At 60.9% G+C, this 14,975-nt stretch carries 14 protein-coding genes; 4 read left to right on the top strand and 10 right to left on the bottom strand.

The features are described from left to right. Positions 1-2 precede the first annotated feature (2 nt). From hfq to FBY04_RS01660, 6 genes are all read right to left on the bottom strand, one after another. Positions 3-263, bottom strand: a complete 261-nt coding sequence (gene hfq, locus FBY04_RS01685; RefSeq protein WP_007902656.1) for an RNA chaperone Hfq — start codon at positions 261-263, stop codon at positions 3-5. A 93-nt stretch (positions 264-356) separates the two neighbouring features. Then, positions 357-1,328 (bottom strand): tRNA (adenosine(37)-N6)-dimethylallyltransferase MiaA, encoded by a 972-nt coding sequence (gene miaA, locus FBY04_RS01680; protein WP_084319340.1) that lies wholly within the window; start codon positions 1,326-1,328, stop codon positions 357-359. Further along, positions 1,328-3,238, bottom strand: a complete 1,911-nt coding sequence (gene mutL / locus FBY04_RS01675; protein ID WP_084319342.1) for a DNA mismatch repair endonuclease MutL — start codon at positions 3,236-3,238, stop codon at positions 1,328-1,330. Before mutL ends, miaA begins: the two co-directional genes overlap by 1 nt. Next, a complete protein-coding gene (locus FBY04_RS01670) occupies positions 3,235-4,614 on the bottom strand; it encodes an N-acetylmuramoyl-L-alanine amidase (protein WP_371850914.1) in 1,380 nt (459 codons plus the stop codon). Before FBY04_RS01670 ends, mutL begins: the two co-directional genes overlap by 4 nt. A 48-nt stretch (positions 4,615-4,662) precedes the next feature. Then, on the bottom strand, positions 4,663-5,133 hold the full coding sequence (tsaE, locus tag FBY04_RS01665; RefSeq protein WP_084319345.1) for a tRNA (adenosine(37)-N6)-threonylcarbamoyltransferase complex ATPase subunit type 1 TsaE: 471 nt from the start codon (positions 5,131-5,133) through the stop codon (positions 4,663-4,665). After that, positions 5,121-6,620: an NAD(P)H-hydrate dehydratase gene (locus FBY04_RS01660; protein WP_145314339.1), complete on the bottom strand. Its 1,500-nt coding sequence runs from the start codon at positions 6,618-6,620 to the stop codon at positions 5,121-5,123. Before FBY04_RS01660 ends, tsaE begins: the two co-directional genes overlap by 13 nt. Before the next feature lie 63 nt (positions 6,621-6,683). Between FBY04_RS01660 and queG the strand changes: the two genes are divergently transcribed. Continuing rightward, the gene (gene queG / locus FBY04_RS01655; RefSeq protein ID WP_084319349.1) at positions 6,684-7,748 is read left to right on the top strand and encodes a tRNA epoxyqueuosine(34) reductase QueG; all 1,065 of its coding nucleotides are present in this window, start codon (positions 6,684-6,686) and stop codon (positions 7,746-7,748) included. A gap of 8 nt (positions 7,749-7,756) precedes the next feature. On the opposite strand, the gene FBY04_RS01650 is transcribed toward queG, so the two are convergent. Together FBY04_RS01650 and orn are read right to left on the bottom strand one after the other, a co-directional pair. Beyond that, entirely contained in the window at positions 7,757-8,368 is a 612-nt protein-coding gene (locus tag FBY04_RS01650; protein ID WP_084319351.1) for a trimeric intracellular cation channel family protein, read from the bottom strand. Between the two features lie 213 nt (positions 8,369-8,581). Next, complete coding sequence (gene orn, locus FBY04_RS01645; RefSeq protein WP_145314338.1) at positions 8,582-9,124, bottom strand: oligoribonuclease; 543 nt, start codon at positions 9,122-9,124, stop codon at positions 8,582-8,584. A gap of 107 nt (positions 9,125-9,231) precedes the next feature. Here orn and rsgA point away from each other — a divergent pair, with 107 nt between their 5' ends. Continuing rightward, the gene (rsgA, locus tag FBY04_RS01640; protein ID WP_145314337.1) at positions 9,232-10,263 is read left to right on the top strand and encodes a small ribosomal subunit biogenesis GTPase RsgA; all 1,032 of its coding nucleotides are present in this window, start codon (positions 9,232-9,234) and stop codon (positions 10,261-10,263) included. Positions 10,264-10,527: 264 nt separating this feature from the next. Here the strand turns inward: rsgA and motB are convergent, their stop codons facing one another. Together motB and motA are read right to left on the bottom strand one after the other, a co-directional pair. Beyond that, on the bottom strand, positions 10,528-11,556 hold the full coding sequence (gene motB, locus FBY04_RS01635) for a flagellar motor protein MotB (protein ID WP_145314336.1): 1,029 nt from the start codon (positions 11,554-11,556) through the stop codon (positions 10,528-10,530). 3 nt (positions 11,557-11,559) lie between these two features. Then, positions 11,560-12,411: a flagellar motor stator protein MotA gene (gene motA / locus FBY04_RS01630; protein ID WP_008027935.1), complete on the bottom strand. Its 852-nt coding sequence runs from the start codon at positions 12,409-12,411 to the stop codon at positions 11,560-11,562. Positions 12,412-12,577: 166 nt separating this feature from the next. On the opposite strand from motA, the gene FBY04_RS01625 reads away from it, so the two are divergent. Continuing rightward, positions 12,578-14,116: an HDOD domain-containing protein gene (locus FBY04_RS01625; protein WP_084320916.1), complete on the top strand. Its 1,539-nt coding sequence runs from the start codon at positions 12,578-12,580 to the stop codon at positions 14,114-14,116. A gap of 39 nt (positions 14,117-14,155) precedes the next feature. Next, complete coding sequence (locus FBY04_RS01620) at positions 14,156-14,971, top strand: rhodanese-like domain-containing protein (protein ID WP_084320917.1); 816 nt, start codon at positions 14,156-14,158, stop codon at positions 14,969-14,971. Positions 14,972-14,975 lie beyond the last annotated feature (4 nt).

The following is a 14,975-nucleotide window of genomic DNA, read 5'->3' as shown; positions in this document are numbered from 1 at the left end:
TATCAGGCGTTACCTGGCTCAGCGTCGCCTGCCTCGGATTCGGTTGCGCTAGGCAGACGAATTGGACGAACCGGCACCACTGTAGAGATAGCGTGTTTGTAAACCATCTGGCTGACGGTGTTCTTCAGCAGGATAACGAACTGGTCGAAAGACTCGATCGTGCCTTGCAGTTTGATCCCGTTGACCAGGTAGATGGACACCCCAACTTTCTCTTTACGTAAAGTATTCAAGTAAGGGTCTTGTAGCGAATGCCCTTTTGACATGTGCCGCACTCCTTTAAGGATTCAATATAAAAATAGGTAAACAGATGGCTTGTGGCCGTCACACCCCCAAGGATAGACGGCAATTGCAAGGACTCAGCTCAATATGGAGATGGTCCCCAGGTATTTCAAGGCGCGCGGCAGATTGTCGCAATCCAGGCTGTCCAGCCAGTGTAAATCAGCCCAACTGCGCAGCCAGGTGAACTGACGTTTCGCCAATTGGCGCGTGGCAATGATTCCACGCTCCTGCATCTCGGCTTGTGTCAGCTTGCCATCCAGGTAGTCCCAGACTTGTCGGTAGCCTACCGCACGTATAGACGGCAACCCTGAATGCAGGTCACTTCGCTCACGCAGGGCTACGACCTCGTCAATGAATCCCTGTTCCAACATTAAAGTGAATCTTTGTTTAATTCGCTCGTGCAGTACCTGGCGATTTGCCGGAGCAATGGCCAAGTTCGCGACAGTATAGGGCAATTGTTGCAGTCCCGAAGCGGCTGCTTCAGTACTTTGCGCACTTTGTCGCTGTCGCAGCTCGGTCATGCTCTGACCGCTGACGCGATAAACTTCCAGTGCTCGACTGAGGCGCTGGGGATCGTTCGGGTGAATACGCGCGGCAGATTGCGGATCGATGATCGCCAATTGGTCGTGCAGGGCTTGCCAGCCAAGGCGAGCGGCTTCTTCTTCGATTTGCGCGCGGACTTCAGGATCGGCGGCGGGCATATCCGCCAGACCTTCAACCAAAGCCTTGTAATAGAGCATTGTGCCGCCCACCAGCAGCGGAATTTTGCCGCGCGCGGTGATGTCAGCCATGGCCTCGAGGGCGTCACGGCGGAAATCCGCAGCGGAATAACTCTCTGCCGGGTCGAGAATGTCGATCAGACGGTGGGGAAATTCGGCCAGTATCTCTTTCGAGGGCTTGGCGGTGCCGATGTCCATGCCGCGATAGACCAGCGCCGAATCGACGCTGATCAACTCGCAAGGCAGGACTTTGGTGAGCTCGATGGCCAGGTCGGTCTTGCCCGCTGCAGTCGGGCCCATCAGGAAAATCGCAGGAGGGAGCTGGCTCATCAACGACCGCGCAAAAACAGTTTGTCCAGATCGTCCAGGCCCAACTGGGTCCAGGTCGGTCGGCCATGGTTGCATTGACCACTGCGCTCGGTGTTTTCCATATCACGCAGCAGACCATTCATTTCCGGCAGGGCCAGACGCCGATTCGCTCGAATCGCGCCGTGGCAGGCCATGGTGCCGAGCAATTCGTTCAGGTGCGCCTGAATCCGGTCGCTGGTGCCATATTCCATCAAATCCGACAACACGTCGCTGACCAGTCGATTGGCTTCCGCCTGCTTGAGCAAGGCTGGAATCTGCCGGATGGCCAGCGTTTCCGGGCCCAGGCGCTGCAATTCAAAGCCCAGACGCTGGAACCATGCGGCGTTTTCTTCGGCGCAATCACCTTCGCGCTCGCTCACGGCCAAGGATTCCGGCACCAACAGTGGCTGACCGCTCAGGCCTTCGCTGGCCATGGCGACCTTCAGGCGTTCGTACATGATCCGCTCGTGCGCGGCGTGCATGTCCACCAGCACCAGGCCCTGGGCGTTTTCCGAAAGAATGTAGATGCCTTTGAGCTGCGCCAATGCGTAACCCAGCGGCGGAATATCGTCCTGACCAGCCGGAAGCGCGACGGCGTTGGCTTCAGGCAACGGCGCAAAAAATTCACGGTAGGCCGCCTGGGCTTCAGCTGCAGGTACACCCGACTGAGGGCGCGGCGTGTACTGATACTGATAACCGGCGCCAGCGCCGGAACCCGCAGCGGTGTTGAACGACGGTTGTGCCTGAGGCTGTTCCAGCAGCGCATTGGCCGCCAGGCGCATTTCGCCTTGGGGACCGAATTCACCCGCATCGATGCCGGTCGGTCGAACAATGGCTGTCGCCACCGGTGCCGCCAGATGGTCTTCCGGCCGCACATCGCCCAAAGCTCGGTGCAGGGTGCCATAAAGGAAATCGTGAACCATTCGCCCGTCACGGAAGCGTACTTCGTGTTTGGTCGGGTGCACGTTGACGTCGACGCCCGCGGGATCGACTTCGAAAAACAGCACGAACGTCGGATGCCGGCCATTGAACAGCACGTCGCGATACGCCTGGCGCACCGCGTGAGCCACCAGTTTGTCGCGCACGGCACGGCCGTTGACGAAGAAATACTGCAAGTCCGCCTGGCTGCGGTTGAACGTCGGCAGGCCAACCCACCCCCACAAATGCAGGCCATTGCGCTCGATTTCGATCGGTAGCGCTTGCTCGAGAAAACCCGAACCGCAAATCGCCGCCACACGCCGGGCGCGGGCCGCATCATCGCGGGCCTCGTGCAGGCTGAGGATGGTTTTGCCGTTATGGCGCAAATGGAACGCCACGTCGAAGCGCGCCAGGGCCAGACGCTTGATCACTTCTTGCAGGTGATCGAATTCGGTTTTTTCAGTCTTGAGGAATTTACGCCGCGCCGGGGTGTTGAAGAACAGGTCGCGCACTTCCACCGAAGTGCCCACCGGGTGAGCGGCCGGTTGCACGCGAGGCGCCATGTCCCGGCCTTCTGTTTCAACCTGCCAGGCCTGGTCGGCATCGCGGGTGCGGGACGTCAGGGTCAGGCGCGCCACGGAACTGATCGAAGCGAGTGCTTCACCGCGAAACCCGAGGCTCATGACCTGTTCGAGATCTTCCAGGTTGCGGATCTTGCTGGTGGCGTGTCGCGCCAGGGCCAACGGCAGGTCATCGGCAGAAATGCCGCTACCGTCGTCGCGCACCCGCAGCAGCTTGACGCCGCCCTGCTCCACGTCGACATCGATGCGCTTGGCGCCGGAGTCGAGGCTGTTTTCCAGCAACTCCTTGATCACCGAAGCGGGGCGCTCGACCACCTCGCCGGCGGCAATCTGGTTCGCCAGTCGTGGGCTGAGCAGCTCGATGCGAGCGCTGTTGATCACGGCCTGGTTCATTCTTTGGACGCCAGTTCAGTGCCGGGAATGGTCAGGGTCTGACCGATTTTCAGCTCGTCACTCTTAAGGTTGTTGGCGCTGCGCAAGGTGGCCGGAGACACCTGATAACGCACGGCAATCATCGCCAGGGTTTCGCCCGGGTTGACCCGGTGATCCCGTGGTCCCTGGGCGATCTTGCCGGAATCACGCAGCCAGGCAATGTAAGTGCCCGGCGGTGGATTCTGCTGGAAGAACTGACGCACGCCGCTGCTGATCGAGCGAGCCAGCGCTTGCTGGTGGCTGGACGCCGCGAGTTTCGAGGCTTCGTTGGCGTTGGAGATGAACCCGGTTTCCACCAGGATCGACGGAATGTCCGGCGACTTCAACACCATGAACCCGGCCTGCTCCACGCGCTGTTTGTGCAGGGGGGTCACACGACCGATGTTGCTCAAAACCTTCTGGCCGACGTTCAGGCTGGACGTCAGGGAAGCCGTCATCGACAAGTCGAGCAGCACGCCCGCGAGCATGCGGTCCTTGTCGTCGAGGCTGACGTTGCCGGCACCGCCGATCAAGTCGGAACGGTTTTCGCTGTCGGCCAGCCAGCGGGCGGTTTCAGACGTGGCACCACGATCAGACAAGGCGAACACCGACGCACCGAACGCAGCTGCCGAAGGCGCGGCGTCGGCGTGGATCGAGACGAACAGATCGGCGCCCTTCTTGCGGGCGATTTCGGTACGGCCGCGCAACGGGATGAAGTAGTCGCCGGTACGGGTCAGTTCGGCGCGGAAACCTTTCATGCCGTTGACCTGACGCTGCAATTCGCGAGCGATGGCCAGCACCACGTCTTTTTCACGTTGACCGCGAGAGCCAGAGGCGCCCGGGTCTTCACCGCCGTGGCCGGCATCGATGACCACAATGATGTCGCGCTTGCCGGCCGGAGCGGGCGGCAGTTTGACCGGTGGATCTACCGGGGTGACCGGGACCGGCGCGACGGTCGCAACGTTGGTCGGCGGAGGAATCGGCGCAGCGTCGGCGGCGTTATCGAACAGATCGACCACCAGGCGGTTGCCGTACTGGGCGTTAGGCGCCAGGGTGAAGCTTTTGGGTGTGACAGCTTTTTTCAGGTCGATGACCACACGCAAGTCGGTCGGCGTACGTTGTGCCGAGCGCATGGCAGTGATTGGCGTGTTCGAAGCATTGACGTTCAGTGGTGCGCCGAGGGTCGCGCCATTGATGTCGATAACCAGTCGATCCGGAGATGTCAGGGTAAAAACGCTGTGCTGCACCGGCCCGGTCAGGTCGAACACCAACCGTGTGTTGTCCGGCGCCCGCCACAGGCGAACGCTGTTGACCTTTGTTTCAGCCACAGCGTCGACGGTCACCGCCAAAAACAACATCCCTACGGCAGCTACCATCGCGCGAAAGCGCATACCTGACCCCATCATTTAATTGGATTCCAATGCCAAAGCGGCACACCACGACTCGCCACGCGAGCCCTGGGACAAAATTTTCAGCGAACGCCCGCTGTCTTGCGGGCTAATGGTAATGGTCAGGTCGGGCTTTGGCAAAAAGCCTGCACCCTTTCGGGGCCATTCGATGAGGCATAACGCGTCGTCTTCGAAGTAGTCGCGGATGCCGAGGTACTCCAGTTCTTCGGGGTCGACCAAACGATAGAGATCGAAATGGAAGGCGCGGATGTCACCGATCTCGTAGGGCTCGACCAACGTGAACGTCGGACTTTTCACTGCACCGACATGCCCCAGCCCCCGGATGATGCCCCGCGACAGCGTGGTTTTCCCCGCCCCCAGATCCCCTTCCAGAAAAATCAGACCGTGCCCTTGAGTGGTTTTTGCGATGCGCTCGCCAAAGGCGGTCATCGCCTCTTCATCAGCCAGGTACAGGGTTACTTCAGACACGGTGCTTGCTCCTCCAACAACTGACGAATGGCTGGAATCAGATCACTGGCCGCCAGCCCACGGCCCGATTTACCTTGTTGCGCACCGGCATTGGCGTGCAGCCAGACCGCGAGGCAAGCTGCGTCGAACGCATTCATGCCTTGCGCCAGCAACGCGCCAACCAGTCCAGCCAGCACATCGCCCAGACCGGCGGCGGCCATGGCCGGATGGCCTTGATGACACACCGCCAGGCGCCCGTCCGGACTGGCGACCAGGCTGCCGGCACCTTTCAAAACCACTACAGCTGTGTATTTTTTGCTCAATGCGTGAGCGGCAGACGGACGGTCGGCCTGAACCTCAGCGGCACTGATCCCGAGCAACCGCGCCGCTTCCCCAGGATGCGGGGTGATCACACAATCCTTGGGCAAGGTCACACGTTCTTCGGCCAGCATATTCAGTGCATCGGCGTCCCAAACCTGTGGCAGTGGCGCATTGGCTGCCGCCGACAACAGACTGCGGCCCCACGAAGCCTGCCCCAGGCCCGGCCCCACTACCAGCACGGAAACCTTTTGCAGCAATCCCATCAACTGATTGGCTGACGAAGTGCCCAACACCATGGCTTCGGGGATTCGGGCCAGTGCAGCGGGCACATGCTCAATGCGGGTGGCCACCGACACCATGCCAGCGCCACTGCGCAGGGCGCTTTGTGCACTCAACAGAATGGCACCGCCGAAACCGCGATCACCGCCGATCAGCAAGACATAGCCGAATCTGCCTTTATGGGCCGTCGGCGCGCGATCCGCCAAACGCGGCAAATTGCTGGCCTTCAGGCGACGCGCACTGATGGCAACCCCGTTGAACGACTCGGGAGAGGCCTGCAGATCGTTGAAAACCAATTCACCCACCACGTCCGCCGCTTCGCCCGTGAACAGACCCAACTTCAAGCCAATGAAGGTCACGGTCAGGTCCGCCCGAACGGCCACGCCGAGCACACGCCCTGTATCGGCACACAGTCCCGAAGGAATATCCACCGCAGCCACTGGCAGGTCATTGGCATTGATCGCGGCGATGACACTGGCGTAAGGCTCTCGCACCTCGCCTGTCAGACCGGTACCAAGCAAGGCGTCCAACACGATGCCGCGCAACTCGGAATGCGCGCTCCAGGCTTGAATGGCAACGCCTTCGGACAGCGCCTCGGCGTGGGCCGACCCGGCATCGCCCTGCAAACGCTGAGGATCCCCGGCCGCCAACACGCGCACATGCCAGCCGGCACGTCGGGCCAAGACCGCCACCAGATAGCCATCGCCGGCGTTGTTGCCGTGACCGGCGACCACCGTCAATTCGTGAGCCGTCGGCCACTGCCGGACCAACGCACGCCAGGTCGCCCGCGCCGCTCGCTGCATCAATTCGAAGCCCGGCGTACCCGCCGCAATCACGCTCGCATCGAGGGCTCGCACTTGCGCGGCGCTGTACAGCGCGTCGGGTAAATCATCTTTAGTATGCGACATGCGTCTTCGGGCTCCGTTGTCTGGCAGAATTATACGCACCTCAGCTCCGGTTTCTCTCGCCTCATGCCCGCTATTACCACAGACCTGCCCGCCCTCGCCCAATCCATCAAGGACTGGGGCCGCGAGCTGGGCTTTCAGCAAGTCGGCATCAGCGGCCTGGACCTCGCCGAGCATGAACAGCACCTGGAGCGCTGGCTTGCGGCTGGCTACCACGGCGAAATGGACTACATGGGCGCCCACGGCAGCAAACGCTCACATCCGGAAGAACTGGTGCCCGGCACACTTCGGGTGGTCTCCCTGCGCATGGATTACCTGCCGGGCGACACCGAAATGGCCAAACGCCTGGCCCAACCGGAAAAAGCCTACGTCTCGCGTTATGCCTTGGGCCGCGATTACCACAAATTGATCCGTAAACGTGTGCAACAACTCGCCGATAAAATTCAGGCCGAGATCGGTCCATTTGGTTTTCGCGCGTTCGTCGACAGTGCGCCGGTCCTGGAAAAAGCCATCGCTGAACAGGCCGGCCTTGGATGGATCGGCAAAAATACGCTGGTCTTGAATCGCAAGGCCGGCAGTTACTTCTTTCTTAGCGAACTGTTTGTCGACCTGCCGCTGCCGGTTGACCCGCCCCACAGCACCGAACATTGCGGCCGCTGCACCGCGTGCCTCGACATCTGCCCGACCAACGCCTTTGTCGGCCCTTATGTGCTGGATGCCCGGCGCTGCATCTCTTACCTGACCATCGAACTGAAAAGCGCGATTCCCGAAGACTTGCGGCCATTGATCGGCAATCGGGTATTCGGCTGTGACGACTGCCAGATCGTCTGCCCGTGGAACCGCTTTGCTCGCCCGTCCGGCGAAAGCGACTTCAAGCCAAGGCACAACCTGGACAACGCCGAATTGGCGGAGCTGTTCATGTGGGACGAGGACAAATTTCTCAGCAGCACTGAAGGTTCGCCGTTACGACGCGCGGGTTACGAGCGCTGGTTGCGCAATCTGGCGGTGGGCCTGGGGAATGCGCCGTCGAGCATTCCGGTGCTGGAAGCGTTGAAGGCGCGGCGCGAGTATCCGTCGGAACTGGTCCGCGAACACGTCGAATGGGCCCTGAAACGACACGGCCTGGCGTAGGAGCTATGTCAGGCTTCGTCGTTATAAACGAACTTCGGCATTTCCCAGTGAAAACGGATCGCCAGCAACCGCAGCAGGAAACCACCGAACAGGGTGATCAGAATCGCCTGTTCTCCCGGCACGTTCAGATAAAGGCACAGCATGTAGCACCACGCCGCCGCGAACGAGACGCTGGCGTAGAGCTCGCGGCGGAAGATCAGCGGGATGTCGTTGCAGAAGATGTCGCGCAGGATGCCGCCGAATACCCCGGTGATCACACCACTGACCGAGGCCACCAGCATGCCGTGGCCCATTTCCAGAGCGGTCATGCAGCCGATCAGGGTAAACGCCACCAGCCCCACGGCGTCGAGCACCAGAAACAGTGAGCGCAAGTGACGCATCCAGCGTGCAGCGAAGACCGTGAACATAGCCGCAACCGAGGTCAGCACCAGGTATTCCGGGTGTTTGACCCACGTCAGCGGGTAGTGACCGAGCAGCACGTCGCGCACCGAACCGCCGCCCAACGCCGTGATGCAGGCGATCAGCACCACACCAAACCAGTCCATGCCGCGACGGCCGGCAGACAGTGCGCCGGTCATGGCTTCGGCAGTAATGGCGATCAGGTAAAGCATCAGCAACATGGTGGCGGTCCTTGCAGGAAGGCGCGCAGTCTAGCCATTTAGTCCCGGCACCAAAAGAGGGCATTTACGCAGATAGACCGAGTCGCCTTCTTCGCGGGCAAGCCTCGCGCCGACGGGCACAACGCAGATCCCGTAGGAGCCGGCTTGCTGGCGATTGGGCCTTCGAGGACGCCATCGCCAGCAAGCCGGCTCCTACAGCGACCGTATTGCCAATCAGAACTTGATGAAATGCTTGCGGTAATGCTGCAACTCGGCGATGGATTCGCGGATGTCGTCCAGAGCCAGGTGGGTGCTGCCTTTTTTGAAGCTGTCGCGCACATCCGGCGCCCAGCGAGCGGCCAGTTCTTTGAGCGTCGAGACGTCGAGGTTGCGGTAGTGGAAGTAGCTTTCCAGGGATTTCATGTGCGTATAAAGGAAGCGACGGTCCTGGCAGATGCTGTTGCCGCAGATCGGCGACTTGCCCTTCGGCACCCATTTCTCCAGGAAGGCGATGGTCTCGACTTCCGCTTCGGCCATGCTGATACGGCTGTCGCGCACGCGCTGGGTCAGGCCCGAGCCGCCGTGTTGGCGGGTGTTCCACTCGTCCATGCCGGCGAGGATCTCGTCGCTGTGATGGATGGCGATCACCGGCCCTTCGGCCAGGGTGTTCAGGTCACTGTCGGTGACGATCGTGGCCATCTCGATGATGACGTCGGTGTCAGGGTTCAGACCGGTCATTTCCAGGTCGATCCAGATCAGGTTCTGCGGGTTTTGCATGTGTCGGCTCCTAGGCAATGCTGCGCAGTTTAGCCTAGGGCGGCGCCCGGGCGTGCTAAACTCGCGGCCGTTTTACCTAATCGCTGCATTCTTGATACGGAACACCCATGGCCAAACGCCAACTCAATCGTCGTCAAAACTGGCGCATCGAAAAGATCCAAGGCGAACGCGCTGCCCGCGCCGCCAAACGCGAGTCCTCGGCTGTCGAGGCACTTGAGGGTGGCGACCTGGGTCCGGAACAGACGGGCCTTGTGATTGCGCACTTCGGTGTGCAGGTCGAAGTCGAAGCCCTCGATGGCGATTTGGCCGGCCAGGTGTTCCGCTGCCACTTGCGCGCCAACCTGCCGGCGCTGGTGACCGGCGATCAGGTGGTCTGGCGTGCCGGCAATCAGGGCATCGGGGTGATCGTGGCGCAACTGCCGCGCAAAACCGAACTCTGCCGTCCGGACAGCCGTGGCCAGCTCAAGCCTGTAGCTGCCAACGTCGACATGATCGTCATCGTCTTCGCGCCGCTGCCCGAGCCTCACGCCAACCTGATCGACCGCTATCTGGTCGCGGCGGAACACGCCGGGATTCGGCCGCTGCTGCTGCTTAACAAATTCGACCTGATCGATGAGCAGAACGCCCCGGCGCTGAATGCCTTGCTCGCGGTTTACCGCACACTGGGTTATCCGGTGCTGGAAGTGTCGGCGCACCACGGCAATGGCATGGAGCAACTTCAGAAACTGCTGGACGGGCGCATCAGCGTGTTCGTCGGCCAGTCCGGCGTCGGCAAATCTTCGTTGGTCAACAGCCTGCTGCCTGAGGTCGACACCCGCGTCGGCCCGTTGTCCGAGCTGTCCGGCCAGGGCACCCACACCACCACCACCGCGCGACTGTTCCACTTCCCCGGTGGCGGTGAGTTGATCGACTCCCCGGGTATCCGCGAATTCGGCCTGGGCCACGTCAGTCGTTCCGACGTCGAAGCCGGCTTCATCGAGTTCAACGACCTGATCGGCACGTGCCGTTTCCGCGACTGCAAGCACGACCGCGAACCGGGTTGCGCATTGCTCAAGGCGCTGGAAGAAGGCCGTGTGCAGCAGCAACGGATGAACAGCTACCGCTCGATCATCGCGAGTTTGCCGGAAAACAGTTACTAGGCCGCCCGCAGACACAAAAAAGCCGCGATCATCTCGCGGCTTTTTCATTTTCAGCGCCCAGGACGTCCAAGGCATCACAGTCGTCCTGGATCAACACAACGCAAAACCTGTAGGAGCCGGCTTGCTGGCGATGGACGCAAGTGCGTCGCGTTGATTCAGACAGCACGCGTTATCGTTGACGACCATCGCCAGCAAGCCGGCTCCTACAAGGGGCCGTGCAAACCAAAGCAAAAAAGCCGACATCACTGTCGGCTTTTTTGTGGGTCACTGCTTCGGCGGTTCAGCCGGTTTCGGTGCCGGGTCATCGAAGAGATTCAAACGCTCGCGAAGCTCATGGGCCGGCAATGGTTCTTTATCGGCTGGCAATGCGTTCGGATCAGCTGGCGTGGCAGGCACTTCACCCGGGCCGCCCTGCCCTTGCGTCGGCTCCGGAGTCGGTTCCGCGCCTTGCGAACCTTCGATGGCACGCTGGGCTTTCTTGGTCAGCACGACAATGTCGATTCGACGGTTCACCGGGTTGAGCGGGTTCTCGCGATCGAACAACGCCGACGAGGCATAACCGACCACTCGTGCAATCTGCTGCTCCGGATAGCTGCCGGCCACCAGTGCACGGCGTGCGGCGTTGGCACGGTTGGCCGAGAGCTCCCAGTTACCGAAGTCGCCAGTGCCCGAATACGGCTTGGCATCGGTGTGACCGCTGATGCTGATCTTGTTCGGCACCGCTTTGATGGTGTCGGCCATGGCCAACAGGATGTCTTCGAAATACGGTTTCAGACGAGCGCTGCCGGAATCGAACATCGGGCGGTTTTCAGCGTCCACGATCTGGATGCGCAAGCCGTCCGGGGTGATTTCGAACAGAATCTGGTCCTTGAATTTCTTCAGTTGCGGGTTCTCTTCAACCTTGTTCTGCAATTCTTGCAGCAACAGTTCAAGGCGTTCCTTCTCGACCATTTCGGCCATGCCTTCGACCTGCTCGACGTCGACGGTCACCTTGTCCGGCTGCGGCTGGGATTTCACTTCGGGGTTGAGGGTGTTTTCCGGCGCCAGGGTCGGCGTGCCGCCCAAGTCGATGATGAAAGGTGTGCCACTTTCGGAAAAGCCGACCGGGTCCTTGAAGTAACCGGCGATGGCGAGTTTCTGTTCCGGTGTTGCGGTGGACAGCAGCCACAACACCAGAAAGAACGCCATCATCGCCGTCGCAAAGTCGGCGAAGGCGATTTTCCAGGCGCCCCCGTGATGCCCGCCGGCGATGCGCTTGACGCGCTTGATGATTATCGGCTGGTTGTTTTCCATGACTTAACGACCACGAACCGCTTGTTCCAGCTCAGCGAAGCTAGGACGGTGCGCCGGGTACAGAACCTTGCGCCCGAACTCTACCGCCAGCGATGGCGGCATGCCGGAAGCCGAAGCCACCAGCGAGGCCTTGATGGCTTCGTAGACGTTCAGTTCTTCCTTGGCATCGTGGGCCAGGGAGTGGGCCAACGGACCAAAGAAACCGTACGCCGCGAGAATACCGAAGAAGGTACCGACCAGTGCCGCACCCACGTGCAGACCGATGGATTTCTGGTCGCCTTCACCCAGGGACGCCATGGTCACCACGATACCCAATACCGCCGCGACGATACCGAAACCGGGCATGGCGTCGGCGATGCCGTTCACCGCGTGGGACGGGTGCTCAAGGTCTTCCTTGAGGTTGTAGAGTTCCATGTCGAACAGGCCTTCCAGCTCATGGGGAGCCATGTTGCCGGAGGACATGATGCGCAGGTAATCGCAGATAAACGCGGTCATGCGCTCATCTTTGAGCACCGATGGGTACTTGGCGAAGATGGGACTCGCGGCGGCATCTTCGATGTCGCCTTCGATGGCCATCATGCCTTCGCGGCGACTCTTGTTGAGGATCTCGTAGATCAGCCCCAACACTTCAAGATAGTAGCCGTGATTGAAGCGCGACCCGAACATGCTCAAGGACTTCTTGAGCACGTGCAGTGTCATGTAACCGGGGTTGGCCTGGAGGAATGCGCCAAGGGCCGCACCACCGATGATCATCACCTCGAAGGGTTGAATCAGGGCGGCAATCTTGCCGTGGGAGAGCACGTATCCGCCGAGCACGCTCGCGAATACGACGATGATGCCGATTATTTTAGCCATAGGTAGGAGAGCACTTACTGAGTCGGGTTCAAGGTCATATTCGGAAGTTAAAAAATCTCTTCTTCTACTTATCGGCAAAACTGCGCCAGACTATAGCCAGTTCAGGCGAAAAGCCAATTTGGCCCGCTCCAGGCATAGGTAATGCAGACGATGATCGCGTCCAGACATGGCTAACGAAACGAACGTCCCAACTCCAAAACCGACCACACTCGAAGGCTGGGTCAAGCTTCTCGATGGTGTGCGCCTGCCGGTTCCGCAAGCCAGTCATGACCGTGTCTGCAAGGCCATCCGCGACGACCGCAGCTCCCTGCGCGATATCGCCGAGTTGATGCAGGACAGCCCCGCCCTGGCCTTGAGCGTGATCCGCGAAGCCAACCGGCACACCCACGGCAGCATGACCGAGCCTGCGGAAAACCTTGAGGTGGCGATCAATCGCCTCGGGTTGAAACGCACGGAAGAACTGCTTGCGCGACTGCCCGCGGTACCTGAATCGCAAATCCCCGTGGCCCTTCGACAGTTGCAGATGATCAGCCTGCACGCGACGCAACAGGCCAACGGCTTTTTCGCCGCGCGCCTGGCGCGGCTGTGGCAGGACATCCACTGGGGCAGCCTGCTGTTTCTTTCGCCGCTGTGGCCCATGGCGTTGACCCATCCGCAGTTGCTTGAAGAATGGGAACTGCGGGTCATCCATAAAGGCGAGTCGGCGCGCAACGTCGAGAAACAATTGTTTGGCGCTCGCCTGCTGGAAATCGCTCAGGCGCTGGTGGAGATCTGGCACCTGCCGATCTGGGTGCAGCAAGGTTACAAGCTGCTGCTCAACGAGCAACGGGAACTGGTGAAAGTCCTGCGCATCGCGCGCGACAGCGATCATCCATTGCGCCAGCAGAACCGTCTTGATGACGATCCGACATTGCGCCGCTGGCTCAATCAACCGGCCAATACCGTGTTGCTGGCCAACGGTCTGGCGCTGTCGGCGCAACAGGCCTGGGACAGTCCGCACAGTGAACGCTGGCAGTACCTGACCAGCCTTTACCTGCAAATGCCGATGGAGGAGGTGCAACAGCAATTGCACCAGCAGGCCGCCAACAGTGCGCGTCAGCATGCCATGCCAGACCTCTGGCACCCGGCGGTTGCACTGCTCTGGCCTTGGGGCATGAACCGCGTTCACGCCGGTCTGCTGCCCGCCCCGGCGCCGACCGCCGAGGACCTGGCCAAATGGCGCAAACAATGCGCCGAGCTGCTGGTAGAGCCGAGTCGCTTCACCAATGCCATGCACCTGACCAACTCGGCCCGTGACGCGTTGGTCGCGTGCGGCATGCGTCGAGTGATGATCCTGATGGCCGACCGCACGCACGCCAATCTGCGCGTGCACCAGATCGCCGGGCTGCCGAAAGAAGCCGCCGGCCTGAATTTCGTGGTCAGCCAAAGCACCGTGCTGCAACGCCTGCTTTCGCAACAGGCGCAGGTGCGCCTGACCCCGGCCAACAACGCGCAATTTTCGGCGCTGCTCCCGGCCAGCCTGCGCTCGCAGTTCGGTGGCGAACACCTGCTGTTGCGCTCGCTGGTCAACAACGGCCGCGTGATCATGATCGTGGTGGCCGATCAGGGCGGCGGGCCGTTCTCTGAAATCACCGTGCAGGCCTTTGGCAAAACCGCGCAGTGCATCGAGAAAGCCCTGCACAGCTTTAGCCATCGCGGCCAATGACCCGCTACAATCCTCCCCTTTGTGCTCTGGAGACCTCACATGTCTGACTTCTCTGGCTTGCCGCTGGTGATCGAACCGAGCGACTTGCTCTCTCGTCTCGACGCCCGCGATCTGATTCTGGTGGACCTGACCAGCAGCGCCCGCTATGCCGAAGGGCATATTCCCGGCGCGCGTTTTGTCGATCCGAAACGCACGCAACTCGGACAGCCGCCTGCACCAGGCTTGATGCCGCCGCACGCGGCACTCGAAGCGTTGTTCGGTGAGCTGGGACACAACCCCGATGCGGTCTACGTCGTGTATGACGATGAAGGCGGCGGTTGGGCCGGGCGCTTTATCTGGTTGCTGGACGTCATCGGCCACAGCAAGTACCACTACGTCGACGGTGGTCTGACGGCGTGGCTGGCAGAAGGCTCGCCCATGTCGATCCAGGTCCCGCCCGCGGTTGGCGGTCCGGTTTCGCTGACTCTGCATGACGAGCCCACCGCCACCCGCGAATACCTGCAAAGCCGTCTCGGCGCCGCCGACCTGGCGATCTGGGACGCGCGCGGGCCGCTGGAGTACTCCGGCGAGAAAGTCCTCGCAGCCAAGGGCGGGCACATTCCCGGCGCGGTCAATTTCGAATGGACTGCAGGCATGGACCCGGCTCGCAACCTGCGCATCCGCACCGACATGCCGCAGATCCTGGAAAAACTCGGGATCAGCAAAGACAAAGAAGTGATTACCCACTGCCAGACTCACCACCGTTCTGGCTTCACCTATCTGGTGGCCAAGTCCCTCGGTTATCCGCGGGTCAAAGGCTACGCCGGCTCCTGGGGCGAATGGGGCAACCACCCCGATACGCCTGTAGAGATTTAAGGTT

The organism is Pseudomonas sp. SJZ080 (genome assembly GCF_007828295.1).
In the GTDB taxonomy this organism is placed as follows: domain Bacteria; phylum Pseudomonadota; class Gammaproteobacteria; order Pseudomonadales; family Pseudomonadaceae; genus Aquipseudomonas; species Aquipseudomonas migulae_A.
This window is presented reverse-complemented; position numbering and strand designations above follow the sequence as displayed.